The sequence below is a fragment of the uncultured Tateyamaria sp. genome (assembly GCF_947497045.1).
Taxonomy (GTDB): Bacteria; Pseudomonadota; Alphaproteobacteria; order Rhodobacterales; family Rhodobacteraceae; genus Tateyamaria.
This window is the reverse complement of the sequence record NZ_CANMEU010000003.1, coordinates 88,377-114,807: the sequence shown is the minus strand read 5'-3', so window position 1 is coordinate 114,807 and position 26,431 is coordinate 88,377. Positions and strand designations below refer to the sequence as shown.

Below are 26,431 nucleotides of genomic sequence, written 5' to 3'. Positions count from 1 at the left end.
GCCACTGTGATCTGACCCTTGGGATCAGAGCACAGCATGAGCGATCCACAATTACGATTGTCCGCACCGCGCCCGGTGTCACGCCGTGACCGTGCGACCACCCCGGTCGGGCGTCAACTGGTCAACGCGGGCCTGATCAGTCAGGCGCACCTGCTTGAGGCGCTGGCGATGCAGCGCAGCATCGACGCGCCGCTTGGCGAAATTCTGGTCGCCCAGGGCTATGTGGCGCGTGATGATGTGTTGCTGGCCATCGCACTGCAATATGATGCCGAACGTGTCGACCTCGACCTTGATCCCCCCTCGCCCCTCATGGCTGCTGCGCTGAGTGCTGATCTGTGCCAGCGCCACCGCATTGTTCCTTGGCGCTGGATCGGCACCACATTGCTGGTCGCCACCAGCCGCCCCGACCAACTTGACGCCTTGCGCGCCGATATGGGCAAGGCCGCCCGGAATGTGTTGCCGGTCATTGCCGATGATGATCAGATCATCCAGGCCACCAGCTCTCTTTTTTGGCCCGCTTCTGGCGCAGCGGGCTGTGACCAAAGTGGCCGATGACCTCAGTTGCCGCAATTGGTCGCTCAGCACGGTGACAGGCCGGGTCTGGCTGCTCGGGGTGGCGGCGATGACCCTGTTGGGCCTGATCTTTGCCCCGGCATGGATTGTGACCGTGTTGGTGGGCTGGGGCGTGTTGACCCTGATTATGACGACCGCCCTCAAGACCTGCGCGCTGATCGCCCAGATCACGCTGCGCACGCCCTCAAAGGTGGAACCGCTGCGCGCCGTTTCCATGGCGCGAAAACCGCGGGTGTCGGTGATGGTCCCCCTGTTCAAAGAGGAACGGATTGCCGAAGCCCTGATCAAACGGCTGGCCCGGATCACCTACCCCAAGGCGTTGCTGGACGTGATCCTGGTGCTGGAAGCCAAGGACGCCGTCACCCGCGCCACCCTTGCGCGCACCGACTTGCCCACATGGATGCATGTGATCGAGGTCCCCGATGATGGCGAAATCACAACCAAGCCACGCGCGCTGAACTATGCGCTCGATTTCTGTCGCGGCGACATCATTGGCGTTTGGGATGCAGAGGACGCGCCCGAACCTGATCAGCTGGACAAGGTCGTGGCCCATTTCGAACAGGCGGGCCCAAAGGTCGCAGTTGTGCAGGGCATCCTTGATTACTACAACGCCCGCCAGAACTGGCTCGCGCGCTGTTTCACGGTGGAATACGCAGCCTGGTGGCGGCTGATCCTGCCGGGGGTAGAACGGTTGGGACTGGTCCTGCCCCTTGGCGGCACCACCCTGTTTTTCCGCCGCCAAATCCTTGAGGACCTTGGCGGGTGGGACGCCCATAACGTCACCGAAGATGCGGATCTGGGCATCCGGTTGGCCCGCCAGGGCTATACCACCGAACTGATCTCCACCGTCACTTACGAAGAGGCCAACTGCCGCGCATGGCCCTGGGTCAAGCAACGCTCGCGCTGGCTCAAAGGGTTTTTGATCACCTATTTCGTGCACATGCGCCACCCTGTACAGCTGTGCCGCGATTTGGGGTTCAAGCGGTTCATGGGCATTCAGGCGATGCTGCTGGCCACCGTGTCACAATTTGCGGCTCTTCCGGTGCTGTGGAGCTTTTGGCTGACCACCTTCGGGTTGCCTCACCCGACAGTAACCACTTTGGGCGCGTCCATCATCTGGCCGCTGGCGGCATTGTTCCTGTTCACCGAAGTGCTTAGCGTGGTGATCGGGATGCTGGCCGTCTCGGGCCATGAACATCGCCACCTGATCCCTTGGGCGCTGGCACTGCCGATCTATTTCACGCTCGGGACACTGGCCTGCTACAAGGCGCTTTATGAAATGATGCTGGACCCGTTTTACTGGGACAAGACGCAGCATGGTTAGCGTTTGTCATCAGCCTTCTTCTTTGCGCGCGTCCGCGTCCTGTTTCAGCCGGGTCATGAACGCAACCGAGATGTGATCGCGCAGCGCGCGCCCCGCCGCCACATCATCCTTGCTTTCAATTGCGGACACGATCATGTCGTGTTCGCCTTGCGCAATCTCGGTACGTCCCGCAGCGGACAGGGATGTGGTTGCCATCAACGCCATGGTGCGGTGCACAAGGTCAAGCTGCTGCACCAGATAGCGGTTGTGCGAAGCGAGATGAATTTGCTTGTGAAACCGGCGGTTTGCGCGGGCAAGTGCAGCCGGATCATTGATCAGCGCGTTGTCCTCGTCCACCATCTGCCGCAGGATGCGCACCTCTTCCATCGTGGCGTGCTGCGCGGCAAGCGAGGCGGCCAACCCCTCCAACTCGCGACGCACCACATATAGCTCGGACATCTGGTTGTGATCGAGCGACGCTACAATCAGGCTGCGCCCGTCCCGCGACAACAGCGATTGGGTCTCAAGCCGCTGCAATGCCTCGCGCACAGGGGTGCGCGACACCCCGAACCGCTCGGCCAACTCGCTTTCGACAAGTCGGTCGCCGGGGCGATAGGTGCCGATGTCAATCGCCTCAAGGATCATCGAATAGGCATCGGTGTTATGGGAACGCAGTGCAGCCATGGGGGCCTCGCAAGTCGTTGAATTACATCACAGTAGGGCGCAGCCATCACCGCACGCAACCCTCCACGGGCTTGCGTGTCGCTGATACCCCACCTATGCAGCCCCTATGCCTGCCTCTGATTTCACACATGTCCGCGCGTGGGTCTTTGATCTGGACAACACGCTTTATCCGCCCGCCGCCCGTCTGTTTGACCAGATTGAGGTCAGGATGACCGCCTATGTGATGGAGGCATTGGGGGTGGATCGAGCGCGCGCCGATCATCTGCGCCGTCAGTATTGGCTGGATCACGGCACGACACTGGCCGGCCTGATGCGCGAACATGACGTTGATCCCGGCCCTTACCTGACGGATGTGCACGACATTTCGCTGGATCATCTCGACCCGGATCCGACACTGGCCGCCCGCATCCGCGCCCTGCCCGGACGCCGCATCGTCTATACCAATGGCTGCGCCCCCTATGCCGAGCGTGTGCTGGCCGCGCGCGGGCTGTCGAGGCTGTTTGATGCGGTCTATGGCGTGGAACATGCCGACTTTCATCCCAAGCCCGATCACGGGGCCTTTGATCGTGTGTTTGCGCGCGACGGGCTCGACCCGCGCATCGGAGCCATGTTCGAGGATGAGCCGCGCAATCTGGCCGTGCCCCACGCCATGGGCATGAAAACCGTTCACGTGGCCGACGCTCCGGTCGAGGGCGCGCATATTCACCACCACACCGACGATCTGTCCACCTTTCTGGCGGGACTTGCGGGGTAGGACAGGATGCCGCCTTGGCCCGCCCGGCGCATGGCTTACCTATAGATCAAACGGAGGCACATCATGGCAGACCTGACATCCTGTGACATTCTGATTTCCGGCGGCGGCATCGCGGGGCTGACGGCCGCAGCCGCCTTTGGCACGGCCGGGTTTGACGTCATCTGTGTCGATCCCGCCCCGCCGATCACAACGCGCGAGGCCGAGGGGGCCGATATGCGCACCACCGCCATGCTGCAACCTGCCCGCGACATGCTCGAACGCGCCGGTCTGTGGGAGGCGCTTGCGCCCCACGGCGCACCGCTTGAGGTCATGCAGATCGTGGATGCCGGAGGGGCCGATGGTGCCGCGCGCGAGATCAAGGCGTTTCGCGCTTCGGACGTGTCGGACCTGCCGTTCGGGTGGAACTTGCCCAACTGGCGCTTGCGCCGCGAGATGGTCGCGCGTCTGGATTCGCTGCCGAACGTCGATTTCCGTCCCGGCACCGGCACACGCAGCTTTCTGGGCCGCACCACCGAGGCCCGTGTGGGGCTGAGCGACGGCACCCGCGCGCGGGTCCGTCTTGTCATTGCCGCCGATGGGCGTCGATCACCGATGCGGCAGGCGGCGGGCATCGAGGTCGTGACCAAACGCTATGGCCAGAAGGCGCTGGCCTTTGCAGTGACCCACCCGATCCCGCACGAGAACGTCTCGACCGAAGTGCATAAGACCGGGGGGCCGTTCACGCTTGTGCCCCTGCCCGACCATGAGGGTATGCCGTCTTCGGCGGTGGTGTGGATGGATCACGGGCGGCACGCGCAGGCACGGTTCGACATGGATGTCGCCAATTTCGAGGCCGAGATGACGACACGCAGTTGCCATGTGCTTGGCCCGCTGACTCTGGCCTCAAAACGCACCATCTGGCCGATCATCAGCCAGCGGGCCGAGCGGCTGAGTGCGACGCGGCTGGCTCTGATCGCCGAGGCCGCACATGTGGTGCCCCCCATCGGCGCACAGGGGCTGAACATGAGCCTTGCCGACACCGCCACCCTGCTCGACCTCGCCATCGCCCGCCCCGAGGGTCTGGGCGACGTGCAGATGCTCGACGCCTATCACAAGGCCCGTTTCAGCGACATTCGGATGCGTGTGGCGGGGATCGACCTGCTCAACCGGGCCAGTCAGGCGAAATCACCGCTGGCCCGTGACGCGCGCGCATTTGGGCTGAATGCGCTCCATCAGGTCGCACCAGTGCGCAAGACGCTGATGCAATTGGGGCTTGGAACCCGCAGCGGGGCAACCGCTCAAAGCACCTGATCAACGACCCGTTTGAGGCGGGCCACGGTGCCCTCAACATCATAAAGCTTATCAAGGCCAAACAGCCCGATGCGGAAGGTGCGGAAATCGGCAGGCTCATCGCATTGCAGGGGCACACCAGCGGCGATCTGCATGCCATGGGCCGCAAAGGGTTTACCGGTCTGCATCGCTGGATCAGAGGTATAATTCACCACCACGCCCGGCGCACCGAACCCGTCAGCAGCCACGGATGTCACACCTTTCTCGGCAAAAAGCGCGCGCACCGCATTCCCGAGCGCCCATTGCGCGTCCTTGAGACGCTCAAAGCCGTATTCCTTCGTTTCCAACATGGTATCGCGGAAATCGCGCAGCGCATCCGTGGGCATGGTCGCATGATAGGCATGCCCGCCGCCCTCGTATGCGCCCATGATCTGATGCCATTTCTTGAGGTCGATGGCGAAACTGTCAGACGTGGTATCCTCCATCCGCGCCACGGCGCGCTCTGACAGCATCACAAGGCCCGCGCAGGGCGACGCGCTCCACCCCTTTTGCGGGGCAGAGATCAGCACGTCGACGCCAAGGGCGCGCATGTCGACCCAAGCACAGCCCGACGCAATGCAGTCGAGCACCATCAGCGCACCAACCTCATGCGCGGCATTGGCCATGGCTGTGATGTAGTTATCGGGCAGGATCACACCGGCGCTCGTTTCCACATGCGGGGCAAAGACCACATCGGGTTTCCGGGTGCGGATCGCCTCGACCACCTCGTCGATGGGCGCGGGCGCAAAGGGGGACGGGCTGGCATTGCCGGTCTGGCGCGCCTTCAGCACCGTGGTGTTCGCCGTCAGATCGCCAGCCTCGAAAATCTGGCTCCAGCGGTAGGAAAACCAGCCATTGCGCACCACCAGCACCTCGGCCCCGCGCCCGAACTGGCGGGCCACCGCCTCCATCCCGAAGGTGCCACCGCCGGGGATGATCACCACCGCATCCGCCTTGTAGACATCCTTGAGCATGGACGAGATATCATTCATCACGCCCTGAAACGCTGCACTCATATGGTTGAGCGAGCGGTCGGTGAAGACCACCGAGAATTCTTCGAGGCCCGACGGGTCAACGGTGTCAAGCAATGCGGCCATGGGATGTCCTTTCATCAGTTGGACATTCATACAGCCCCGCGCAGTTCTCGGCAAAGCCTACTTCGGCATACAATCCGGGTCGCGCAATGCCGCCACCCGCCGCCGCATTTCAGGCCATTGGGGCAACATCGCACGCATGTTGCGACGGCGTACAGGCATCCACAGCCACAGCAGCGGGGTGCGACCTGCCTTTTGTGCCGAGATCCTGGCGACAAGGTCCGCCACATCAAAGCCGGTCCAGTTGCCTGCCGGCGCGTAAAGGTTCCAGCCGCACACCGGATAGACCTCGTGCAACAGGATGCGGTCGAGGTCTTCCAGATCGAATGGTGACGCGGCAAGCACGCGCGCCGGGGCGTCCAGCATATTGGCGAGGTCGGAATCGAGGAACATCTGCGACATCGCCACCCAGACCTGTTCGCGCGGGCTCAGACCCGTCGTCATGCCAGCGGTCCGGGGCGACGCTCTTCGCTGAGCAAAACATTGGCCTCGACCTCACCCGCGCCAGGTAAGGTCATAATACGGCGGCGCAAGACCCGCTCAAAATCGGGCAGATCGCGCGCCACGACCCGCAGGCGATAGTCATAAAGGCCCAGCACGTGTTCGACCGTCTGCACCTCGGGAATGGCACTGACCGCGCGTTCGAAATCCTCAAGGCTGACGCGCCCCTTTTTGGCCAGTTTCACCCCCAGAAAGACGGTGACGCCAAAGCCCAGCTTGGCCGCATCCAGAACCAGCCGTTGCCCTGCAATCGCACCACTTTGCCGCAACCGCTTTATACGCCGCCATGCCGAGGGCTGCGACAACCCGCAGGCCCGCCCAATCGCCCCCGCCCCTTGGGTCGCGTCCTCCGCCAGCAGGGCAAGGATCGCAAAATCAGTGGCGTCCAGATCGCTCATAACGGCATCGCCTCATCGCTTTTGATACGTGCCACATGCATCAGCGCCTCGATGTCGGCGATATGGGGCAGAGTAAGGATGCGGCTGCGATAAAGGTGCTGATAATGTGCCATATCGCGGGCAATCACCGACAGGCGCACATCGACACGGCCCAGAAAGGTCTGGATTTCGATCACTTCCGGGACATCCCGGGCCGCGGCAATAAAGTCGTCAAAGGCGCGCGCTTGGGTCTTGTCCAGGGTCACCCGCAATGACACCTCGACTGCATAGCCCAAAGCGGCCCAGTCGATGCGTGCCTGCACGCCATGCACAACGCCTGCTTCGCGCAAGCGGACCTGGCGGCGACCCAACTGGCCCACACTGACGCGCGCGCGCTCGGCCAGTTCCGCCGGGGCCAGACTTGGATCAGCTTGCCACTGCCGCAGGATACGTCTGTCTATATCATCAAGCATGATTTTTTTGCATATTTGGAGAACAATGAATGATCAATCCCTCATTGCTCCAAAATACTCGAAAAGCAACCGTGCAGAGCGGACAACAGCTGCGTATAACGCCCCCAGACATCAACCAGAGGACATCATCATGCGCGTATATTACGACCGCGATTGCGACATTAACCTGATCAAAGACATGAACGTGGCCATTCTTGGCTATGGCTCCCAAGGCCACGCCCACGCGCTGAATCTGCGCGACAGCGGCGCAAAGAATGTGGTTGTCGCCCTGCGCGAAGGCTCGGCGTCCATCGCCAAGGCCGAAGGCGAAGGTCTCAAGACCATGGGCATCGCCGAAGCGGCAGCCTGGGCCGACCTGATCATGTTCACCATGCCCGATGAGCTACAGGCCGAAACCTACAAGAAATACGTGCACGACAACATCCGCGAAGGCGCGGCCATTGCGTTCGCCCACGGTCTGAACGTCCACTTCGGCCTGATCGAACCCAAAGAGGGCATCGACGTCGTGATGATGGCCCCCAAAGGCCCCGGCCACACGGTGCGCGGTGAATATGTCAAAGGCGGCGGCGTGCCCTGCCTTGTGGCCGTGGACAAGGACGCATCCGGTCGCGCGCTCGAAATCGGTCTGTCCTATTGCTCGGCCATCGGTGGCGGGCGCTCGGGCATCATCGAAACGAACTTCCGCGAAGAATGCGAAACCGATCTGTTCGGCGAACAGGCCGTACTGTGCGGCGGTCTGGTTGAGCTGATCCGCATGGGTTTCGAGACGTTGGTCGAGGCAGGTTATGCCCCCGAGATGGCCTATTTCGAGTGCCTGCATGAGGTGAAGCTGATTGTCGATCTGATCTATGAGGGCGGCATCGCCAACATGAACTATTCGATCTCGAACACGGCGGAATATGGCGAATACGTCTCCGGCCCGCGCGTGTTGCCCTATGATGAGACCAAGGCGCGGATGAAAGCGATCCTGACCGACATCCAGACCGGCAAGTTCGTGCGCGATTTCATGGCGGAAAATGCTGTCGGCCAACCATTCTTCAAAGGCACCCGTCGCATCAACGACGAACACCAGATCGAAGCCACAGGCGAAACCCTGCGTGGCATGATGCCTTGGATTTCGGCTGGCAAAATGGTCGACAAGGCCAAGAACTGATCAAACACAACCCGATCAACGGAGCGCTCTTGCAGCGCTCCGTTTTTTTTGCAGCCCTACCGGCCGTGTCCCTAGGGTTTACGCCACACGGATATATGCTTGGTGCTCATCCGGTCGAACGGCGCCCGGTCCCAGTCAGACCACCGATGTTCCAGCGCTAAACCGGCGATCTGCGCCATCAGGTCCAGCTCGGATGGCCATGCGTACCGAAACGGAATGGACAGGTGGGTATGCTGACCATGCGCCATCCAGACATGGTTCGATGTGTAGGTCTGGTCGGCAATATCGATCTCGTCCACGCCAAAATGTTGATCACTGCTTGCAAACGCATGCCGGAATTCACCAAACGGGATTTTTTGCACGGGCGGCACCTGAGTTTCGACAACAAACCGCCCGCCAGATACCAGATGGCGCGCCGCGTTTTCAAAACATGCAACCTGTCCGGCTTGCGTCGTCACATTGTCCAATGTGTTGAACACGAGAAAAACCAGCGAAAACGCGCCTTCGACACGCGTGGATGTCATGTCACCAATGGCGACATCCATGGGTGCGCGGGTTTCTTTTTCCCGCAGCTTTTCCAACATGGGCTTTGACAGTTCGATGCCTTTGACACTAGCCCCGCCGTCGATCAAAGACAGCGCGATCCGTCCGGTGCCAACCGCGAATTCCAAAATGTCCCCACCCTCGGCAAGCGTCAAAAGGCAGCCCACCGTTTGGGCAATCACCGCCGGGTCCGTGCCGCCGTGGATGTCATCATAACGCGCCGCTACAGCGTCATCAAAGTAGCCATCATCATTCATCGGACTGACACCCTCTTTAAGCGCTCTTTGGGCGTCCTACCTACTGAAGTGCAAGCACAGAATCCATGTGTGCGCGCGTCCGAACTGTATGGACAACTGGCCACCGATCCGCAAATACGCTCCCTCAGGCTCAGAACAAGAAGGACCCGCCCCATGATTGCCGTCATCTTCGAAGCCTGGCCCAAAGAAGGGCACCGCGCCCCCTATCTGGCCCGTGCCGCTGACCTGAAAGCGCATCTGGCGGATATCCCCGGCTTCATCTCGGTTGAACGCTACGAGAGCCTGATGGAGCCGGGCAAGCTGCTGTCCCTGTCTTTTTGGGAGGACGAAGCCGCCCTTGAACACTGGCGCAAGCTGCCCGAACACCGCGATGCCCAAGGCGCGGGCCGCGACATCCATTTTGACAATTACCGCCTGCGGGTGGCCGGTGTGATCCGCGACTACGGCATGCTTGAGCGGGACGAGGCCCCCGCCGACAGCAAGGCGCTGCATGACCGATAGCCCCAACATCACGTGGCGCAGTTGGCTGATGGTTGCGACCCTTGGATTGACCTGGGGCGCAACCTTCCTTGTCACCGAAATCGCCTTGCGCGGCATCACCCCGTTCTGGCTGGCGGCGGGGCGTATCGGCTTTGCTGCCGTTCTGATGGTCGCGATCTGGGGCGCGTTGGGTTTCCGCCTGTTCGCCGCTCCGCCGCCCCGCGATGCGCGCATTGCCCTTGCCGCAATCGGGGGGTTCAGCACCGCGATCCCCTTCATGCTGCTGGCTTGGGGTCAGCAATACACGACGGGCGGTTTTGCGGGCGTGTCCATGGCCTCGGTCGCGTTGATCGTCCTGCCGCTGGCCCATTTTCTGGTGCCGGGCGAGCGGATGACATGGCGGCGGACCTTTGGCTTTGTCATCGGCTTTGTGGGTGTGTGTATCCTGATCGGCGGGCAGGCGTTTGAGAGTTCCGGGCAGGCATTGGAGACCGCGGGCCGGTTGGCCTGTGTGTCAGCGGCGTGCTGTTACGGGATCAGTTCGATCCTGATGCGCCGCCTGCCTGCGGTGGACCCTATCGGGTTGTCCACCGTGCTGCTTTTGATCGCAGCGTGCATCACCGTACCACTGGCCCTGATTATCGAAGGCTGGCCATCCCTGCCCGACACCCAAACCCTTGTGGTCATTGCCTGTTTGGGCCTGATCCCGACAGCGGCGGCCAACATGCTGCGCGTGCTCGTCATCCGCAGTGCCGGTCCGGTGTTCATGTCGATCACCAATTATCAAGTGCCGCTGTGGTCTGTGTTGCTGGGGGCGTGGTTGTTGAACGAACCGCTCCCGCCAAGCCTGCTCAGCGCGATGGCACTGATCCTGATCGGGGTGGGCTTGAGCCAGTATGGGGCGCTACGGCGCTTGTTCGGGCGGGCGGGTTAGCTCGCGACCGCCTCTTCGACCGCGGCCACGATCTGATCGACGCTGGCATTCAGCACCGCCTCGTCCTCGCTTTCGGCCATCACCCGGATCAACGGCTCGGTGCCCGATTTGCGGATCAGCAGGCGACCATTGCCCTGCAACTGCGCCTCGGCATCCGCGATCGCGACCTTCACGCTGCCTGCCTCAAGCGGGGTCTGCCCGGCGGCAAAGCGCACGTTCTTGAGCAGTTGCGGCACCGGGTCAAAGACATGCAGCACTTCGCTAGCCTTCTTGCCGGTCTCGATCAACTCACTCAGGAATTGAAGGCCCGCCATCAGCCCGTCGCCAGTGGTGGCATAATCGGTCATCACGATGTGCCCGGACTGTTCGCCCCCAAGGTTGAAGCCACCGCTGCGCATCCGTTCGACCACATAGCGATCCCCGACCCCAGTACGTTCCAGCCCGACGCCGTGCCCTTGCAAGAACCGCTCAAGCCCGAGGTTGGACATGACGGTGGCCACAAGCGCGTTGCCTTTCAGCCGCCCCTCGGCCGCCCACCGTGCGGCCATCAGCCCCATGAACTGATCCCCGTTACCGATGCCGCCCTTTTCATCCAGCAAGATCACGCGATCCGCATCACCATCAAGGCAAATGCCCACATCCGCGCCATGTGCCACGACCGCCTCGGCAGCGGTCTGGGGGGCCGTTGATCCGCATCCATCGTTGATATTGTGCCCGTTTGGTGCCGTACCCACCGGGATCACGGTAGCCCCAAGCTCCCACAGCGCTTCCGGTGCGACGCGGTGCGCGGCCCCGTTGGCGCAGTCCACGACCACTTTAAGCCCATCAAGGCGCAACTGGCGTGGGAACGAGGATTTCACCCGCTCCACATAGCGGAACCGCCCGTCGTCAATCCGCTTGGCGCGCCCGATCTCGCCCGCAGGCACCGCATCGACCCCATCGACCACCAGCGCTTCGATCTCGGCCTCGACCGCATCGCTGAGCTTGAACCCATCGGGGCCAAAGAACTTGATCCCGTTGTCATGGGCGTGATTATGGCTGGCCGAAATCATCACGCCCAGATCGGCGCGCATCGAGCGCGTAAGCAGTCCGACCGCAGGGGTCGGCACCGGCCCCAGCAACAGCACGTTCATGCCCATGCTCGTCAGGCCCGCCGTCAGCGCGTTTTCAAACATATACCCCGAAAGGCGCGTGTCCTTGCCGATCACGACCCGGTGGACGCTGTCCCCGTCGCGGCGGAAATAGCGCCCCACGGCCGCGCCAATGCGCAGGGCCATTTCAGCGGTCATCGGAGAGATGTTGGCCGTGCCGCGCACGCCATCGGTACCAAATAACTTGCTCATGCGGAGGGATGTGCCACAGAGGCGCGCCATAGCGCAATGGCCTGTACGTGATCGGCCACATCATGCGCCCGGATGATCTGCACCCCTTGCGCGATGGCCGCCAGCGCCACCCCGACGGATCCGGGGCCGCGATCCTTCGCCTCGGGCACGTTCCCAAGCGTGCCGATGAACCGCTTGCGCGAGGCTCCAAGCAGGATCGGCACCCCAAGCCCGTGAAACAGGCTGATCCGGCTGAGCAGGGTCAGATTGTGATCCAGCGTCTTGCCAAAGCCGATGCCGGGATCTGCGGTGATATGCGCGCGCGGGATACCTTGGGCCACAAGGATTGCGATCCGCTGCGCGAGGTAGTCGTAGACGTCCAACAGGACGTTGTCGTATATCGGGTCGGTCTGCATCGTCTGCGGATCGCCCTGAGCGTGCATCACGCAGACCGGCGCATTCCGCTGCGCACATAGCGATGCAAGGTCTGCATCAAAGGTGAAGCCCGATACGTCGTTGACGATGTCCGCACCCGCCTCCAGTGCTGCCTCGGCGACCTTGGCTTTGCGCGTGTCAATCGAAATTGGCGTGCGCACCCCGGCGCTGCGCAACGCGACGATGACGGGCGCGGTGCGGGCGATCTCATCTTCCACAGGCACCTCTGCCGCGCCGGGGCGCGTGGATTCGCCGCCGATATCAAGGATGTCCGCCCCGGCGGCAATCAGCGACTGGCCATGGGCAACCGCCGCTTGCAGCGTGTCATGTACGCCCCCATCCGAAAAGCTGTCGGGGGTGGTGTTGAGGATACCCATGATCTGCGGGGCCTCCCACGGGCCTGCGAACCGCGCGGCTTCCTCATCAGACAGATCTGATACGGCAACCACATGCGACTCCGTATCGCGCGACAGGATTTCAGCGTGGGTGAACCAGCACCAACCGCAACGGATAGCCCCGTCTGGCCGGGTCGGGCCAACCTGCATCAACGGGCGCACATAGCGCATCGCTTATAACTCGGCTTGGGTCACTGGCACCGAGCGCAACGCAACGGGCGCGTCGGTGGGCCCATCTTCGCCAATTACCAGCATCTCGCGCGCATCGAAGGTGGCGGCAAACCACGAGGCAAGCGCGACGGCATCCGCCCCCTTGGCCGACGGGCCATCCACAGCATCGAGCACAATCTTGGACGGGGCCCAGACGCAAATCTGCCCGTTGCGCATCGCCCAGTCGAGTTCGGTGCGGGTGTCCACCACCTTGCAACGCGCGTCGCACCCCGCCAGCACCCATGCGTTTTGTTCAATTGCCAGCAGGTCAATGCGGCGTTGGGCCAGCGGGTGACTGGCCTGAGGTGCCGCGACATCCGCAGGCCCCACGCAGCAAATCAAGGGGCGGCCCAAGGCCTCAAGCTGGTCAATCCAGCCCTTCAGAAAGGGCGATGCGATGGCCGCATTGGACAGATACACCAGCTCGGGATGCATCACCTCTTCGATCAGCGCCTCGGCGGGTTTCACATGATCACGGCTGCGCACGATCTCGACGCCAAGCGCACCGGGGCCGCGATCCAGTTTTTCCACACGCACAAAGGCGCGCACGGCCTGAGGTTCCAGCAGAATGCGATCTGCGACCCGCTCGGCCACGGTTTCCAGCAGGTTCAACCGCTCATCCGCCAACTCATAGGCAATGGCCTCGGTCACTTTATCATAGCTGAGGATGCGGTCCACATCATCGTCGATGGGGCCGGTCAGCGGGCGGACCTCGACCACGACATTGAAGGAAATGCGCTGCGTGACCCCGCGTTCCGCCTGAAAGGCCCCAATCTCGACGTCGACCGTGTGGTCGCGCACCGAAATACGGTCCAGCGGCGCATCCGTGGCGGTCGCCTCGGACCGCTCGGAGGGGTGGGAGAAGGCAAGACGGATTTCGGACGCCATGAGATGTGGCCTTTGCAACAGGGATCAGCATCCGCGTTGTAACGCCCGCATGATCCGGGCAACAGGGGCAAAGACGCCGCCCCTTGATCCGAAAGCGTCAGATCGCCCTAGTTCGAGGCAGTCCGGTAGGTGTGGCGGTAAAACAGATGCACACCAATGGCCGCGGTCCTGGTATAGACGCGGGCCCAACGCGGGTTCACCGCCGTGGTGTGATAATGCGTGGCACCATTCGTCAGCGCAGGGGCGCGGCCATCCAGCATCGCGCGGGCAACCTTGGCGACCCGGTCCCAGGCGCGGGGTTCGTTGATCGCCTCGGAATTGCCATCGCAGGTATAGGTGAACTGGCACTGATACTTGCGCCCGGTCCCCTGATTGATCACACCGCAGACACTGCCGGGAAAACGGGTGCTTTTCACGCGGTTCATAATCACCTCAGCCACTGCGAACTGCCCTTTGACCGTCTCGCCGCGCGCCTCAAAATAAAGCGCCTCCGCCAGGCAGCGCCAATGCGCATCGCCGCTTGCTTTGGGTTGGGCATCCAGCCAGTGGCGGGCAAACTCGACACCGGATGTTTCAGCACCTTCAGGCGCGCTCAGCAGACCGCTCCAGCGTTGTGCAGGCACCGTGCTCAGTCCCCGTGCCTCGGCCTTTCGCAGGGCTTCGGTCGTGGCCGCATTGGGTGCCTCGTCCGCCGCCGATACAATTGTGGCAGACATCAAAGTTGCGGCCAAAACGACCGTGATCAAAGAACGCATGTGAAAACCCCCAAGGCTTATTCAATGCGGGGCCGTCTAGAGAGAATTCAGGTAAACGTCCAGTTTTGCTCACACTTATCGGCACATACCCGCCATGCGCGGCGTGTCAGGATATAGTAGGTTCTGCGAAATACTGCGGAAGTATTGCCCGCTCCTACCCGATCTTGTCAGCGATAGCGAGCTGGGCCGCGGCCAAACGTGCCACCGGAACGCGAAAGGGAGAGCATGAGACATAGTCAAAGCCCGCGCTGCGACAGAACGCGATTGATTCGGGATTCCCCCCATGTTCGCCGCAAAGCGACAGGGTGATGTCGGGGCGCGCATTGCGGCCCCGCGCCGATCCAAGCTGCAACAACTCCCCCACCCCGTCGATATCGAGCGTGTGGAACGGGTCCTCCACAAAGACCTCCTGACGCACATAGTCGGACATGAAACGACCCGCATCGTCGCGCGACAACCCATAGGTCATCTGGGTCAGGTCGTTGGTCCCAAAGCTGAGAAAGCTGGCATGTTCGGCAATGTCACCCGCTCGCAGCGCAGCACGCGGCGTTTCCACCATCACACCAAGCCGATAAGTGAAATCCACCCCGGTTTCCGCCGCCACCGCTGCCGCGATCGCATCGACCCGACTGCGCACCAACTCGACCTCGCGTTTGGCACTGACAAGCGGGATCATAATCTCGGGTTCGACCGGAGTGCCATCCTGGCTGGCAAAGACCGTGGCCTGAAAGATCGCGCGGGCCTGCATTTCATAGATTTCGGGCACCGTCACCCCAAGCCGGACACCGCGCAGGCCCAGCATCGGGTTATATTCCATCATCGCCTCAATCCGGCGGGTCACGTCCGACAAGGGCAGATCAAGGGCGGCGGCAAGTTCGCCCTGCCCGGCCCGGTCGACGGGCAGGAATTCGTGCAAGGGCGGGTCAAACAGGCGGATGCAGACCGGCTGGCCCTGCATGATATTGAACAGTTGCACAAAGTCGGTGCGCTGCATCGGCAAGAGCCGCTCAAGTACGGCGCGCCGATCATCGCTGGTTTCGGCAAAGATCATCTCGCGCATGACGGTCAGCCGCCCGGCCTCAAAGAACATGTGTTCGGTGCGGCACAGCCCAATCCCTTGGGCCGCGAAATTGCGCGCGGTCTGGGCATCTGCGGGCGTGTCCGCATTGGCGCGGATGCCGATATCGCGTTCTGCGTCGGCCCAGTCCATCAGGTCCTGAAACGCGTCATCAAGTGCGGCTTCCTGCATGGCGGGTGCGCCGAGCAGGATGGTGCCGTTTGTCCCATCGACCGTCACAATATCGCCCGCGCGCACGACCCGCCCATCCTGGGTCAACAATTCATTTTTGCGGGTCTGAAAGCGGATGTTGCTGATCCCCACCACGCATGGCAGTCCTATGCCGCGCCCGATCACCGCGGCGTGGCTGGTGATGCCGCCGCGTTCGGTGATGACCGCCTTGGCTGCATGCATGCCCCGTATATCCTCGGGCGAGGTTTCGCGGCGCACAAGGATGCAATCCTCTCCGCGCGAGGCGCTGGCTTGCGCGTCTTCTGCGGTAAAGACCAGACGCCCCGTAGCAGCACCGGGGCTGGCGGCGATGCCCGTGCCCAGCACATCGCGTTTGGCGTGACGATCGACCTGACGGTGCAACAATTCGTTCAAGGCATGCGGCTCCACGCGCATCAGGGCGTCCTGACGCGGGATGATCCCGTCACGGGCCAGTTGCACTGCAATCCTGACCGTGGCGCGCGACGAACGGGCCACGCGGACCCCGTCCAGAATGTGCAACTGCCCATTTTCGATGGTGAATTCGACCTGCATCTCTTCGCGCAATTTGGCGCGCATCAGGCGGGCATCGTCGACCAATTGCGCAAAACAGTCCGGCACCAGCTCTTCGAGCGAGGGGCCGCGATCATCGCGCGTGATGTAAAGGCTCGCATCGCCAAGCAGCGCATCGCGCCCCTGGCTTTGGCGCAGATATCGGCCGGTGATTTGCGGCTTGCCGGTCTTGGAGGACACGAGTTGCAGTACCCCCGACCCGCTTTCGCCCTGCCCGATGCCAAAGGCCATCTGTTGGATCACGAGGCCCAGTCCCGCATCGGCAGGCGCGCCCTTGGCCTGCCGCAACAGCCGGGCCGACGTGCCGTCCCACGCCCGTGCCATGGATTTCAGCACGCTGGCCAGTTGTTCGGCGCGGGTGGTGGGAAAGGGCGTTTCGGTCTCGCTTTCATAGGCGCTCAGCGCCTGTTTCAACGCCTGGGGGCCTTCGCCTGCAATGTCGTCGAACATGTCGGGGTCCAGCCGATCCACGTGAACCGCAAAGCTTTGCACAAAGCGCGTGAACAGGGCCGATGCCGGATCAGTGCCCAAACTCTCGCACAGCACCGCGTGGCGCGTGTCATTCATCCCGATATTCAGGATTGCCGATGGTCCACCCCAATCGGGATCTTCCGAAGATGGGCGCACGCACAGCAATGCGTCCTGCGGAAATTGGCGCAGAATGGCGTCGATGTCAGGCAGGTGGCCGCTGGCGATGCTTTGTACCGCGTCAAAGGACAGTGCGACCGTGGGCGGTACCGGCAAGTCGAGCCGCGCAAGCCGTTGCAGACATTTCGCCCGCCCCCCATGGGTCGCGGTCGCGATGGGAGCGGTCGGCGTGACCAGCGTGGTGTTCGGATTATTCTGCACTGCGGCACCATACCTTTCGGCTGTGCAGCATAGAGTTTCAGGCTCGTGTTACAAGGGGTTTGCCGCTGCGTTTCGGGGGCGCTGCCCCCCGGCCTTGCGGCCTCCCCCCGGAGTTTATTTGGCAAGATGAAGGAGGATCAACCGTCCAGTTTCGCAAGGTCCGCGACCGACAGGCAGAGCGTGCGAATGCGGCTGAGCAGGTTAAGACGGTTGCGCCGGACGGTCTGGTTGTTGGTATTGATCTGCACCGCGTCGAAAAAGGCGTCGATGGGGGTGCGCAGGGCAGCCATCGCAGACATGGCGGTGGTGAAGTCCTGTGCGGCCATCGCCGGGGTGATTTTGACCTCGGCCTGATCCAGTGCTGTGAACAGCGCGGTCTCTGCCGGGTCCTCGGCGAATTTGGGATCGGCACCGTAGGAATATTCGACCCCGTCGGCCTCTTCGGCCTGACTCAGGATGTTGTTCGCCCGTTTGAACCCCTGGATGAGGTTTTCGCCGTCGTCGGTCTTGAGGGTTTCGGAGAGGGCTTTGGCCCGTTTGACGAGGAGGGTGAGGTCGTCGTTGTTCGGCATCGCGATGCAGGCGTCGATGATGTCGTGGCGGATGCCTTGGTCGCGCAGGTAGACTTTGAGGCGGTCGTGGAAGAAGGCGAGGAGGTTAGGCCTCACATCCGCGATGACCTTCTCCGCGACTTCGACTTGATGCGCGTAATGCTTGGCGGCGTCGCCCTCTTCCCGTGCAGCGGCCCCGCGCCACTCCTCTATTTTTAACACGACAGACAAGGCGTTCGTGAAGGCTTTATCCAGTGGAAGGGGCAAGTCATTATCCAGCACCAGCCGAATGGCTCCCAACGCCGCACGTCTCAGCGCAAAGGGGTCCTTGCTGCCTGTCGGTTTCTCGTCAATCGCCCAGAACCCGGTCAGCGTGTCCAGCTTATCCGCAAGCGCCACAGCAATAGAGACGGGCGCGGTGGGCACATCGTCGGATGGGCCAAGTGGCGAGTAGTGTTCCTGCGCGGCGGCGGCGATTGCGTCGTCCTTGCCCGCCTCCGCAATGTAATACCGCCCCATAAGCCCTTGAAGTTCCGGGAATTCATAGACCATTTCCGAACTCAAATCGGCTTTGGCCAGCCGCGCGGCCTCTTTGGCCATATCGGGGTCTGCCCCAACCATGGGCGCGAGTTCGCGGGCAAGGGCCGCGATGCGCTCGATCCGATCCGCCTGGCTCCCCAGCTTGTTGTGGAACGTCACGTTCTCAAGCGCTTGCGTCCAGACGCTCATGTCGTCCTTGGCCACGCGCAGGTCATTTTCCCAGAAGAATTTCGCATCCGCCAGCCGCGCGCTCAGCACCTTTTCATTGCCCGCGAGGATCGTCGCGCCGTTGTCGGCGGTTTCGCGGTTGGCGACGGTTATGAACCGTTCGATCTGACCTGTCTTGGGGTTGCGGACCGAGAAGAACTTTTGATGTTCCTTCATCGAGGTTTGCAGAACCTCGGGCGGCAGGTCGAGGAAATCGCTGCCGATTTTGCCCATCAGCACCACGGGCCATTCGACCAGTCCGGCCACTTCTGCCAGCAGCCCTGCATCCTCGACCACCTCAAACCCGTTGGCGAAGGCCATGTTTGTGGCGTCATTCCAGATGGTTTCGGCGCGCGCGGCGGGGTCCAGCACCACACGGGCGCGGGCCAGTTTCGCCTCGTAGTCCGTAAAGGATGTGACCGACATCTGCGCAGGGGCCATGAAGCGGTGGCCGTGGGTGGTGTCGCCCGAAGTGATCCCGTCGATGTCGAGCGGGACAACCGCGTGCCCGGCTTCATCGGTCAGGATGCACAGGATCGACTGCAACGGGCGCACCCATTTCAGCGCGCCGCTGCCCCATCGCATCGACTTGGGCCAAGGGAAATTGCGCACCGTGGTTTCGAGCACGTCGGCGATGATCTCAGCCGCCGGGCGACCGGGTTTTTCGATCACCGCAAACAGCACATTGCCTTTGAGTGTCTCACGTTCCTGCACTTGATCACGGGTTAGACCCGCACCGCGCAAGAACCCTTCGATAGCCTTTTCAGGAGCATCGGCCTTGGGGCCTTTGCGCTCTTCGCGGGTGGTGGGCGAGTTGGCCAGCACCCCCTCAACCGTCAGCGTCAGGCGACGGGGCGTGGAAAAGGCCGCCGCAGAGGCATAGGTCAGCCCGGCCTCGACCAGCCCGTTGGTGACCAGCTTTTGCAGGTCTTGGCTGGCGCGTTTCTGCATCCGGGCCGGGATTTCTTCGGAGAAGAGTTCGATCAGAAGGTCAGGCATTATTCCGCGTCCCGTTTGGGGCATTCTTCGCCCACGATGGTTCCGTCATAGGCTTTTTCGCCGCAATCATTGAGTTCGTGCCAGACATAGCCGCGCCCGTCCTCGGTGATGGCCACGATCCGGTCGACACCGAAATCGACGTTCTTGGCCCCGAGGAAGGGGAGCGCCGTGCCTGCATCCAACTCCGCCGCAATCGCCTCGGCATCGAAGCAGTCAAACCAGTTGGGCGCATTGCGCGGGGTGGCATCGTCAAGACCCACATAGGTCTCGGTCAGCAAGGCCAGCGACATGTCGGTGGTGAAACACGCGCGATACCGGATCGGCGAGCTTTCGGCGTCAATCGCGTCAAAACTGCTGATCGCGATGGGTTCGGGCAAGTCCGACACCACGGACACCAATTCGACCTGCGCGTCCTCGACAGCTTCGTAAAAGCCGTAAACTTGCAGGTAATACAGCGCGATGCCGCCAAGGAGTGAGCCAAGCAAGATGGTAATCCCTATGATTTTGCCGCTCACGCCGCGTCCTCGGGTTGCCAGCCGCCCGCGCGGGTCTGTACGAACGCATCGGCGCATTGTTTGGCCAAGCTGCGCACCCGCCCGATATAGGCCTGCCGTTCAGTCACCGAAATCACGCCGCGCGCGTCCAGCAGGTTGAAGATGTGGGAGGCCTTGATGCATTGGTCATAGGCCGGGTGCGCCATGATGATCCGCTTGCCGGTCTTGGGGTCATCATGTGCGGCGGAGAGGGTCGCCTGACATTCGGCCTCCGCCTCCTCAAAGTGGCGCAGCAGGATCTCGGTGTTGGCGGTGTCAAAGTTCCACCGCGCGTATTCCTCTTCGGTCTGTTTGAAGATGTCGCCATAGGTTAGTGGGATGGCCGTTTGCGGATCGTTGAAGGGCATGTCCATGACGTGATCAACGCCAAGGATATACATGGCCAGGCGTTCCAACCCATAGGTCAGCTCACCCGAGACGGGGTGGCAATCATGCCCCCCAACCTGTTGAAAATATGTGAATTGGCTGACTTCCATGCCGTCACACCAGACCTCCCAGCCCAACCCCCACGCCCCAAGCGTCGGGCTTTCCCAGTCGTCTTCGACAAAGCGGATATCGTGCAGGGCCATGTCGACCCCGATGGCCTCGAGCGAGCCGAGATAGAGCTCTTGCAGATCGGGCGGGCTGGGTTTGATCAGCACCTGATACTGGTAGTAGTGCTGCAACCGGTTGGGGTTCTCGCCGTAGCGCCCGTCGGTGGGCCGCCGCGAGGGCTGCACATAGGCCGCCGCCCAAGGCTGCGTGCCAAGGCTGCGCAGGGTTGTGGCGGGGTGAAAGGTCCCGGCCCCCACTTCCATGTCGTAAGGTTGCAGGATCGCGCAGCCTTTGGACGCCCAATAGGTTTGCAGCCTCAGGATGATCTCCTGAAAGGAGCGGGGCGTATTTGCGGTGTCTGACATGGCGTTTGGCCCTCTGAGCGGTGCGCGTCTTACCTACGGCCCACCCCGGAGGAGGTCAATTGCGCGCGAGGTGTCTTTTTGGGGGTATTCCCCCATTTTCATTGGGCGGTTTCCAGCCTATTCTTTCGCCCGGAAATGGGCGCAAAGACCATCAAAGGGGATATCGGGTGCTTTTTAAAAAGTTAGGGCTGGTTTGGGCGTTGATCGTCTGGACCACGGGTGCGGCTTGGGCACAGGATGACACGGTCTGGATCCAGATCGAAGCACAACCCAACCTCAACGATGCCACCGCGCGGGCGCGGGCCTTTGCGGCTGATCTGCCTGATGTGAATGGGTTTTCGCTTGGGGGGGGCTGGTACGGCATCGCCCTTGGCCCCTACGAGCGCACGGATGCCGAACAGGTGCTGCGGGTTTACCGGGCCGAGGGGGTCATTCCGCGCGACGCCTATATCGCGCTTGGATCCAGCTTTCGCCAACAGTTCTGGCCCGTTGGGGCCAATGTGCTGGATCGCGGTGCCGTAAGCGCCCCTGTCACACCGAACGCGCCGGTTGTCGAAACACCGACCGAGGTCGCCCCCGTGGTCGAGGCCCCGGCCCCTGCGGATGAAACCCCCGCGCAGGCGCAGCGCAGCGAACGCTTGCTCAGCCGGGCAGAGCGGGAGGCCTTGCAGGTCGCCCTAAACTGGGCGGGAACCTATACTGGAGCGATTGACGGTGCCTTTGGGCGCGGCACCCGCAATGCGATGGCTGCGTGGCAGGAACGCAAGGGCTTTGATGTGACCGGGATTCTGACCACGGCGCAGAGGGCGGCGCTGATCGGCGATTACAATTCCATACTGGATGATCTGGGCGTGCAGGTTGTGCGCGATGAACGGGCAGGCATCGAAATCAAACTGCCAACAGATGTCGTCAGCTTTGCGACCTACGAATACCCCTTTGCGCAATATGACGCCTCGGGTGACATTACGGCCAAAGTGCTGCTGATCTCGCAAAAGGGGGATCAGAGCACGTTGTTTGGCCTTTATGACATCATGCAGACCCTCGACATCGTACCGCTGGATGGCCCGCGCGAGCGCAAGAACACCTCCTTTGTGCTGGTGGGACAGGACACGACCCGCATTTCCGAAACCCGCGTCGCGCTCGAAGACGGGGTAATCAAGGGATTTACCCTGATCTGGCCCGCGGGCGACGAGGACCGCCGCACAAGGTTGATTGACGAGATGGAGCAGAGCTTCGTCCGGCTGGCAGGCGTGCTGCCTGCGGATGCGGGGTCGCAGGATCAGGCGATTGATCTGGTGTCTGGCCTTGAGGTACGCAAACCCCGCCTGTCGCGCTCGGGGTTTTTCGTGGATCGGCGCGGTACCGTGCTGACCACCGCCGAGGCGGTCGAAGGCTGCACCCGCGTCACATTGGACGCCGATACCGAGGCCGAGGTGTCCTTGTTTGATGCCGCGCGCGGTGTGGCTGTGTTGACGCCAAACGGACCTTTGGCCCCGCTGTCGGTCGCAACCTTTGCCGACAGCGACCCGCGCCTCAACTCCGAGGTGGCGATGTCGGGCTACAGCTATGAGGGCGTGTTGGGCGCACCGTCGATCACGTTTGGCACCCTTGGGGATGTGCGTGGTCTGAACGGAGAGCAAGAGCTGTCCCGTCTGGCCATGACCACCCTGCCCGGCGATGCGGGCGGTCCGGTGCTGGACAGTGGCGGAGGCGTGTTCGGCATGCTGTTGCCCGCACCTGACACCGGACGTGCCTTGCCTGATGACGTGGCCTTCGCGCTCGACAGCGCGGCCTTGCAGGACGTGTTGGCACAGGCCGGAATGGCCGCAGCCAGCACCGACAGCACCGCCCCGATTGATCCACTGGATCTGGCGCAGGCGGCCACGGGCATGACGGTGCTGGTGGGATGCTGGGACTGACCCATTCGTTAAAATTGGGCACACTGAGACGGCGGTCGTTAGGGCGGCGTTAACGCACACGCGCCCATGGTGACGTCAAGGCGTGGGGGCGCTGACAACGTCATCAGTGAACGGAGTGTGTCATGTTCAAATCAATTCTATCTGCTGCCGCCTTGGCGGCGTTTTTCGCCATACCTGCCACCCAGACAATCGCAGCGGTCGCCAAACCGCCCGCTACGTTTCAGGGACAGTGGTGGACCCATCCCTTGGGCTGTGAGTACAGCCGTGCCGGCCGTCCCGGCGAGACGATGTGGTTCCTGATCGTCAACACCCGCAAAAAGGGCTGCCCGGCATACATCACGGGCAAGACCTGGGGCAATATCTATCGCGAGGAAGGCTCCAAGATGTAGGACCCGCGCGTCTGGGTCATGGCGAGGGGCTCCGCCATCCCGCCACAGGCGGGGACCCATCATTTTAGGGGGCTCCGCCATCCCGCCACAGGCGGGAACCTATTATTTTAGGGGGCTTCGCCCCCGGCCTGCGGCCTCCCCCGCGGTATTTCTGGTCAAAAGAAGTCAAGGCATCAGAGAATGTCTGACGTGAGGTAGATCAGAGTTGGGCCGTCTGCGTCAAATGCGGCGCGGACGGCACTTTGCATGTCCGCCACTGATTTGGGGGCTTCGGCATATGCACCGAAGGCCTGTGCCAGTTTGACGAAGTCGGGATTCCGCGCAACCACCGCGTTGGGCGCAATCTGGGCGCGCACCATCGAATCCTCAATCTCCCCCAATTTGCCGTTGTCCCACAGGATGATCGGCAACGGCAGTTTGAGTTCAACCGCCACCCCAAGTTCGGCCATGGTGTAGTGAAACCCGTAATCCCCGATGATCGCCATGGTCGGTTTGCCCTTGCGTGCCACTGCACCGCCAATGGCTGCGGGTGTGGCGTATCCCAAAGTCCCGAACCCGAACGGATGATGCCAGTGACCGGGATGGGCCATGTCCCACACCTCTTTGGCGACATAGGCGAATTGGGTCATGTCGGAATAGATCATCGTCTGCTCCGGCAGACAGTCGCGCAGCGCGTCACAGATGGGAACGATGCCGGGCCGCTCCGCGTCGACCTCGGCCCGCCACCGCGCACCCGTGGCCGCGATCTCCGAAGCGCTCCAGTTCGTCTTTCGCGGAGTGAGTTGACGGTCGAGGTCCCGCACAAACTCGGCCGCCTCGCAGCGCAGTCGCACTGTTGCATCCTGCACATCGCAGAGCGAGGTCGCATCGATATCAACCCGGATCAGCGGTGCCCCATGCCCCAGTTCAGCCCGCCAAAGATCAACCTCGGCCAGTTCCGTGCCAATCGCAAGCACCAGGTCGGCCTGTGCAATGACCCCCGCACTGTCAGGCCGCGCCAATGTGGCACCAAAGAGGTGGTCATAGGAGGACGGCACAATCCCGCGCCCGGCATAGGTGGTGAACACAGCCGCATTCCAGCGCGCAAGCAAGGCGCGAATGACCTCGGTCGCGCCGACTGCCCCACCGCCAAGAACCAATATCGGTTTTTCAGATTTCTCAATCAGGTCAACGACCTGCGCGATATCATCCTGTGAGGCCGCAGGCCGCGTTTGGGGAAGCGGTTGGGCACTGTGTGGCGGTGCCGTCGCCTCAAGCGCGGCGATAGGCACCTGAATATGTTTGGGGCGCGGGCGGGCTGTTGCCAACTCACCAAAGGCACGGTCGATCAGGGTGTAGGCGGCCTGCGCCGTGCCAGCTTCCTGCGACCAGTCACATACCGTTGCTGCGGCGACGCGTTGATCGTTCATCTGATGCAGCTGACCCTTGCGGGCTGCGACCTCGTCCAGACAGCTGGAGATGACCAGCATCGGCACCGAATCCGAATAGGCCTGCCCCATCGGTGTCATTATGTTGCACAACCCCGGCCCCGTGATCACATAGGCCACACCCGGCTTGCCCGAGGCACGCGCATATCCATCCGCCATGAACCCCGCGCCCTGCTCGTGGCGCGCGAGGATATGGGTGATCCCCGCCTCTTCGATGCCACGATACATTTCCTGATTGTGCACGCCCGGTATCCCAAAGATCGTATCGACCCCGCGATCCTTGAGCATATGGGAAATTTGCGCACCAAGCGGGCGGTGTTGAGGCATCATGCTCTCCAGAATTGCAGGGTAAAGATAACGTAGACGGCCATGAGTTCGAGGCGGCCAATCAGCATGGCCCCCGCCAACAACCATTTGGCGGTGTCGTTCAGCATCGAAAAGTTGCCTGCGGGTCCGATTTGGTCGCCCAGACCGGGGCCGATATTGGCAAGTGCCGAGGCCGCGCCGGACACCGAGGTGATGAAATCCAGCCCCGTCATCGCAAGCCCGACAGACAACAACCCCATGGTCACCGTGAAAAACATGAAGAATGACATCACCGAGTTCAGCACATCCTCATCGACGGCCCGCCCCGCATAGCGCGGGGTAAATATCCCGTGCGGGCTGCGCGTCTTCTGGATCTGCGCGCGGATCGAGGCAAAGAGCAGTTGATAGCGGAACACCTTGATTGAACAGGCCGTCGACCCCGCACAGCCCCCGATCAGCCCCGTGAAGAACAGCACCGTCACCGCGAAACTGCCCCACTGCATATAATCCGCGCTTGCATACCCCGTGCCCGTCATCAGCGACACGGTGTTGAACAGCGCAACCCGCACCGCCCCTTCGCCTGCGCCGTTTTGCTGCCACAGGTTCCAGGCGGCAATCAGGCAGACAATCACGCCAGCCGTGATCAGAAAGGCATGGATCTGGGTGTCCCGCATCAGCGGCTGCGCCGTACCTGCGCTCAGCTGCACGAACCGCACGAAAGGCAATGCAGCAAGGACCATGAACACAACAGCCACATAGGAGGCCGCAGGGGGCAATGCGCCAAAGGAGGCGTCGTAATTCGCAAACCCCCCGGTCGCGATGGTTGTCATCGCATGCACCGTGGCGTCAAAGGCGTTCATACCGGATGAGATATAAGCCAGCGCGCAAATCAACGTGAGAGACACGTAGATCACCGAAATCCGGCTGGCGATTTCGGTGGCGCGAGGCAGGATTTTCCCAAAGGTATCAAAGGCTTCTGTGCGGAAAATCTGCATCCCCCCGACCCGCAATTCGGGCAGGAACACCATCGCCACAACAATGATCCCGATACCGCCCAGCCATTGCAGGATACCACGCCACAGCAACAGCCCCTTGGGCATTTCGTCAAGTCCGGTGAACACCGTTGACCCGGTGGTGGTCAACCCCGACATCGCCTCAAAGAACGCATCGACAAAGCGCGCTTCGGTGGCCCCGGTGATGAATGGCAGCGCGCCAAAGATCGGCAGCGCAAGCCACACACCGGTGGTCAGCAGAAAGGTTTGTTGGATCGTCAGCCCTTCGCGCACCCCATTCTGACAGCTGAGCGCGATGATCGTCCCGATCAGTGTCGTCAGCAGCGCGCTTTCCGCGAATGCAGGCCAGTGGCCGCGTCCTTCGGCAAGATCGACCAGCATCGGCAACAGCATCGCAATGCCAAGCACCGCGACCAGAAGGCCAATCACATATCCAACAGGGCGCAGGTCAATCATCCTGCGTAGCGTTGAAGTGCTGCGCACGGCGTGTCAAGCACGT

The 26,431-nt window shown here is 62.1% G+C and carries 25 protein-coding genes; 9 read left to right on the top strand and 16 right to left on the bottom strand.

Annotation, left to right across the window (positions count from 1 at the left end):
- Window positions 1-36: 36 nt before the first annotated feature.
- Together Q0859_RS07285 and Q0859_RS07280 are read left to right on the top strand one after the other, a co-directional pair.
- Window positions 37-555 carry a hypothetical protein gene (locus tag Q0859_RS07285; RefSeq protein ID WP_299149214.1) on the top strand — a complete coding sequence of 173 codons (519 nt, stop codon included), beginning with the start codon at window positions 37-39 and terminating at the stop codon, window positions 553-555.
- Window positions 536-1,897: a glycosyltransferase gene (locus tag Q0859_RS07280; RefSeq protein WP_299149212.1), complete on the top strand. Its 1,362-nt coding sequence runs from the start codon at window positions 536-538 to the stop codon at window positions 1,895-1,897. Before Q0859_RS07285 ends, Q0859_RS07280 begins: the two co-directional genes overlap by 20 nt.
- Before the next feature lie 9 nt (window positions 1,898-1,906).
- Here Q0859_RS07280 and Q0859_RS07275 read toward each other — a convergent pair whose 3' ends face one another.
- Entirely contained in the window at window positions 1,907-2,560 is a 654-nt protein-coding gene (locus Q0859_RS07275; protein WP_299149210.1) for a GntR family transcriptional regulator, read from the bottom strand.
- Window positions 2,561-2,666: 106 nt separating this feature from the next.
- Here Q0859_RS07275 and Q0859_RS07270 point away from each other — a divergent pair, with 106 nt between their 5' ends.
- Together Q0859_RS07270 and Q0859_RS07265 are read left to right on the top strand one after the other, a co-directional pair.
- Window positions 2,667-3,314 carry a pyrimidine 5'-nucleotidase gene (locus Q0859_RS07270; protein WP_299149208.1) on the top strand — a complete coding sequence of 216 codons (648 nt, stop codon included), beginning with the start codon at window positions 2,667-2,669 and terminating at the stop codon, window positions 3,312-3,314.
- Between the two features lie 63 nt (window positions 3,315-3,377).
- The gene (locus tag Q0859_RS07265) at window positions 3,378-4,604 is read left to right on the top strand and encodes a UbiH/UbiF family hydroxylase (protein WP_299149205.1); all 1,227 of its coding nucleotides are present in this window, start codon (window positions 3,378-3,380) and stop codon (window positions 4,602-4,604) included.
- Here the strand turns inward: Q0859_RS07265 and Q0859_RS07260 are convergent.
- From Q0859_RS07260 to Q0859_RS07245, 4 genes are read right to left on the bottom strand one after another with little or no spacing between them, the layout of a single operon-like run.
- Window positions 4,592-5,719, bottom strand: a complete 1,128-nt coding sequence (locus Q0859_RS07260) for an aminotransferase class V-fold PLP-dependent enzyme (protein ID WP_299149201.1) — start codon at window positions 5,717-5,719, stop codon at window positions 4,592-4,594. The two genes, Q0859_RS07265 and Q0859_RS07260, sit on opposite strands and share 13 nt — an antisense overlap.
- A 57-nt stretch (window positions 5,720-5,776) precedes the next feature.
- Window positions 5,777-6,160, bottom strand: a complete 384-nt coding sequence (locus Q0859_RS07255; protein WP_299149199.1) for a hypothetical protein — start codon at window positions 6,158-6,160, stop codon at window positions 5,777-5,779.
- A complete protein-coding gene (locus Q0859_RS07250; protein ID WP_299149197.1) occupies window positions 6,157-6,615 on the bottom strand; it encodes an Lrp/AsnC family transcriptional regulator in 459 nt (152 codons plus the stop codon). Before Q0859_RS07250 ends, Q0859_RS07255 begins: the two co-directional genes overlap by 4 nt.
- The gene (locus tag Q0859_RS07245) at window positions 6,612-7,067 is read right to left on the bottom strand and encodes an Lrp/AsnC family transcriptional regulator (RefSeq protein WP_299149195.1); all 456 of its coding nucleotides are present in this window, start codon (window positions 7,065-7,067) and stop codon (window positions 6,612-6,614) included. The genes Q0859_RS07250 and Q0859_RS07245 overlap by 4 nt, the downstream gene beginning before the upstream one ends.
- A 130-nt stretch (window positions 7,068-7,197) precedes the next feature.
- Between Q0859_RS07245 and ilvC the strand changes: the two genes are divergently transcribed.
- Window positions 7,198-8,220 carry a ketol-acid reductoisomerase gene (gene ilvC / locus Q0859_RS07240; protein ID WP_299149194.1) on the top strand — a complete coding sequence of 341 codons (1,023 nt, stop codon included), beginning with the start codon at window positions 7,198-7,200 and terminating at the stop codon, window positions 8,218-8,220.
- A 71-nt stretch (window positions 8,221-8,291) separates the two neighbouring features.
- On the opposite strand, the gene Q0859_RS07235 is transcribed toward ilvC, so the two are convergent.
- The gene (locus Q0859_RS07235; RefSeq protein WP_299149192.1) at window positions 8,292-9,020 is read right to left on the bottom strand and encodes a class I SAM-dependent methyltransferase; all 729 of its coding nucleotides are present in this window, start codon (window positions 9,018-9,020) and stop codon (window positions 8,292-8,294) included.
- A 153-nt stretch (window positions 9,021-9,173) separates the two neighbouring features.
- Between Q0859_RS07235 and Q0859_RS07230 the strand changes: the two genes are divergently transcribed.
- Both Q0859_RS07230 and Q0859_RS07225 read left to right on the top strand, forming a co-directional pair.
- The gene (locus tag Q0859_RS07230; protein ID WP_299149190.1) at window positions 9,174-9,521 is read left to right on the top strand and encodes an antibiotic biosynthesis monooxygenase; all 348 of its coding nucleotides are present in this window, start codon (window positions 9,174-9,176) and stop codon (window positions 9,519-9,521) included.
- A complete protein-coding gene (locus Q0859_RS07225) occupies window positions 9,511-10,434 on the top strand; it encodes a DMT family transporter (RefSeq protein WP_299149188.1) in 924 nt (307 codons plus the stop codon). Before Q0859_RS07230 ends, Q0859_RS07225 begins: the two co-directional genes overlap by 11 nt.
- Here Q0859_RS07225 and glmM read toward each other — a convergent pair.
- The 8 genes from glmM to Q0859_RS07185 form a co-directional block, all read right to left on the bottom strand.
- Entirely contained in the window at window positions 10,431-11,777 is a 1,347-nt protein-coding gene (gene glmM / locus Q0859_RS07220; protein ID WP_299149186.1) for a phosphoglucosamine mutase, read from the bottom strand. The genes Q0859_RS07225 and glmM overlap by 4 nt on opposite strands.
- Window positions 11,774-12,757 (bottom strand): dihydropteroate synthase, encoded by a 984-nt coding sequence (gene folP, locus Q0859_RS07215; RefSeq protein ID WP_299149183.1) that lies wholly within the window; start codon window positions 12,755-12,757, stop codon window positions 11,774-11,776. The genes glmM and folP overlap by 4 nt, the downstream gene beginning before the upstream one ends.
- 3 nt (window positions 12,758-12,760) lie before the next feature.
- The gene (locus Q0859_RS07210; RefSeq protein ID WP_299149179.1) at window positions 12,761-13,684 is read right to left on the bottom strand and encodes a dihydroneopterin aldolase; all 924 of its coding nucleotides are present in this window, start codon (window positions 13,682-13,684) and stop codon (window positions 12,761-12,763) included.
- 107 nt (window positions 13,685-13,791) lie between these two features.
- The gene (locus Q0859_RS07205) at window positions 13,792-14,400 is read right to left on the bottom strand and encodes a cell wall hydrolase (protein WP_299149176.1); all 609 of its coding nucleotides are present in this window, start codon (window positions 14,398-14,400) and stop codon (window positions 13,792-13,794) included.
- Between the two features lie 193 nt (window positions 14,401-14,593).
- On the bottom strand, window positions 14,594-17,128 hold the full coding sequence (locus Q0859_RS07200) for a putative PEP-binding protein (RefSeq protein WP_299149173.1): 2,535 nt from the start codon (window positions 17,126-17,128) through the stop codon (window positions 14,594-14,596).
- 137 nt (window positions 17,129-17,265) lie between these two features.
- Window positions 17,266-19,425, bottom strand: coding sequence for a glycine--tRNA ligase subunit beta (glyS, locus tag Q0859_RS07195; protein WP_299149171.1), 2,160 nt, complete (start codon window positions 19,423-19,425; stop codon window positions 17,266-17,268).
- On the bottom strand, window positions 19,425-19,940 hold the full coding sequence (locus tag Q0859_RS07190; protein ID WP_299149169.1) for a DUF6446 family protein: 516 nt from the start codon (window positions 19,938-19,940) through the stop codon (window positions 19,425-19,427). Before Q0859_RS07190 ends, glyS begins: the two co-directional genes overlap by 1 nt.
- The gene (locus Q0859_RS07185; RefSeq protein WP_299149167.1) at window positions 19,937-20,878 is read right to left on the bottom strand and encodes a glycine--tRNA ligase subunit alpha; all 942 of its coding nucleotides are present in this window, start codon (window positions 20,876-20,878) and stop codon (window positions 19,937-19,939) included. Before Q0859_RS07185 ends, Q0859_RS07190 begins: the two co-directional genes overlap by 4 nt.
- Before the next feature lie 167 nt (window positions 20,879-21,045).
- Between Q0859_RS07185 and Q0859_RS07180 the strand changes: the two genes are divergently transcribed.
- The gene (locus tag Q0859_RS07180; protein ID WP_299149165.1) at window positions 21,046-22,797 is read left to right on the top strand and encodes a serine protease; all 1,752 of its coding nucleotides are present in this window, start codon (window positions 21,046-21,048) and stop codon (window positions 22,795-22,797) included.
- Between the two features lie 122 nt (window positions 22,798-22,919).
- Window positions 22,920-23,186 carry a hypothetical protein gene (locus Q0859_RS07175; protein WP_299149163.1) on the top strand — a complete coding sequence of 89 codons (267 nt, stop codon included), beginning with the start codon at window positions 22,920-22,922 and terminating at the stop codon, window positions 23,184-23,186.
- 173 nt (window positions 23,187-23,359) lie between these two features.
- Here the strand turns inward: Q0859_RS07175 and Q0859_RS07170 are convergent, their stop codons facing one another.
- Together Q0859_RS07170 and Q0859_RS07165 are read right to left on the bottom strand one after the other, a co-directional pair.
- Entirely contained in the window at window positions 23,360-24,940 is a 1,581-nt protein-coding gene (locus Q0859_RS07170) for a 5-guanidino-2-oxopentanoate decarboxylase (protein WP_299149160.1), read from the bottom strand.
- Window positions 24,940-26,388 (bottom strand): TrkH family potassium uptake protein, encoded by a 1,449-nt coding sequence (locus Q0859_RS07165; protein ID WP_299149158.1) that lies wholly within the window; start codon window positions 26,386-26,388, stop codon window positions 24,940-24,942. The genes Q0859_RS07170 and Q0859_RS07165 overlap by 1 nt, the downstream gene beginning before the upstream one ends.
- Window positions 26,389-26,431: the final 43 nt, after the last annotated feature.

Bases quoted from the DNA above. Each gene is read 5' to 3' on its own strand.
- Q0859_RS07235 (WP_299149192.1), bottom strand. From the start codon at position 9,020: ATGAATGATGATGGCTACTTTGATGACGCTGTAGCGGCGCGTTATGAT.
- Q0859_RS07255 (WP_299149199.1), bottom strand. From the start codon at position 6,160: ATGACGACGGGTCTGAGCCCGCGCGAACAGGTCTGGGTGGCGATGTCG.
- Q0859_RS07205 (WP_299149176.1), bottom strand. From the start codon at position 14,400: ATGTCTGCCACAATTGTATCGGCGGCGGACGAGGCACCCAATGCGGCC.
- Q0859_RS07225 (WP_299149188.1), top strand. From the start codon at position 9,511: ATGACCGATAGCCCCAACATCACGTGGCGCAGTTGGCTGATGGTTGCG.
- Q0859_RS07270 (WP_299149208.1), top strand. From the start codon at position 2,667: ATGCCTGCCTCTGATTTCACACATGTCCGCGCGTGGGTCTTTGATCTG.
- folP (WP_299149183.1), bottom strand. From the start codon at position 12,757: ATGCGCTATGTGCGCCCGTTGATGCAGGTTGGCCCGACCCGGCCAGAC.
- Q0859_RS07175 (WP_299149163.1), top strand. From the start codon at position 22,920: ATGTTCAAATCAATTCTATCTGCTGCCGCCTTGGCGGCGTTTTTCGCC.
- glyS (WP_299149171.1), bottom strand. From the start codon at position 19,425: ATGCCTGACCTTCTGATCGAACTCTTCTCCGAAGAAATCCCGGCCCGG.
- Q0859_RS07285 (WP_299149214.1), top strand. From the start codon at position 37: ATGAGCGATCCACAATTACGATTGTCCGCACCGCGCCCGGTGTCACGC.
- Q0859_RS07245 (WP_299149195.1), bottom strand. From the start codon at position 7,067: ATGCTTGATGATATAGACAGACGTATCCTGCGGCAGTGGCAAGCTGAT.
- Q0859_RS07250 (WP_299149197.1), bottom strand. From the start codon at position 6,615: ATGAGCGATCTGGACGCCACTGATTTTGCGATCCTTGCCCTGCTGGCG.
- Q0859_RS07260 (WP_299149201.1), bottom strand. From the start codon at position 5,719: ATGGCCGCATTGCTTGACACCGTTGACCCGTCGGGCCTCGAAGAATTC.
- Q0859_RS07210 (WP_299149179.1), bottom strand. From the start codon at position 13,684: ATGGCGTCCGAAATCCGTCTTGCCTTCTCCCACCCCTCCGAGCGGTCC.
- Q0859_RS07165 (WP_299149158.1), bottom strand. From the start codon at position 26,388: ATGATTGACCTGCGCCCTGTTGGATATGTGATTGGCCTTCTGGTCGCG.
- Q0859_RS07185 (WP_299149167.1), bottom strand. From the start codon at position 20,878: ATGTCAGACACCGCAAATACGCCCCGCTCCTTTCAGGAGATCATCCTG.
- Q0859_RS07230 (WP_299149190.1), top strand. From the start codon at position 9,174: ATGATTGCCGTCATCTTCGAAGCCTGGCCCAAAGAAGGGCACCGCGCC.
- Q0859_RS07170 (WP_299149160.1), bottom strand. From the start codon at position 24,940: ATGCCTCAACACCGCCCGCTTGGTGCGCAAATTTCCCATATGCTCAAG.
- Q0859_RS07265 (WP_299149205.1), top strand. From the start codon at position 3,378: ATGGCAGACCTGACATCCTGTGACATTCTGATTTCCGGCGGCGGCATC.
- ilvC (WP_299149194.1), top strand. From the start codon at position 7,198: ATGCGCGTATATTACGACCGCGATTGCGACATTAACCTGATCAAAGAC.
- Q0859_RS07275 (WP_299149210.1), bottom strand. From the start codon at position 2,560: ATGGCTGCACTGCGTTCCCATAACACCGATGCCTATTCGATGATCCTT.
- glmM (WP_299149186.1), bottom strand. From the start codon at position 11,777: ATGAGCAAGTTATTTGGTACCGATGGCGTGCGCGGCACGGCCAACATC.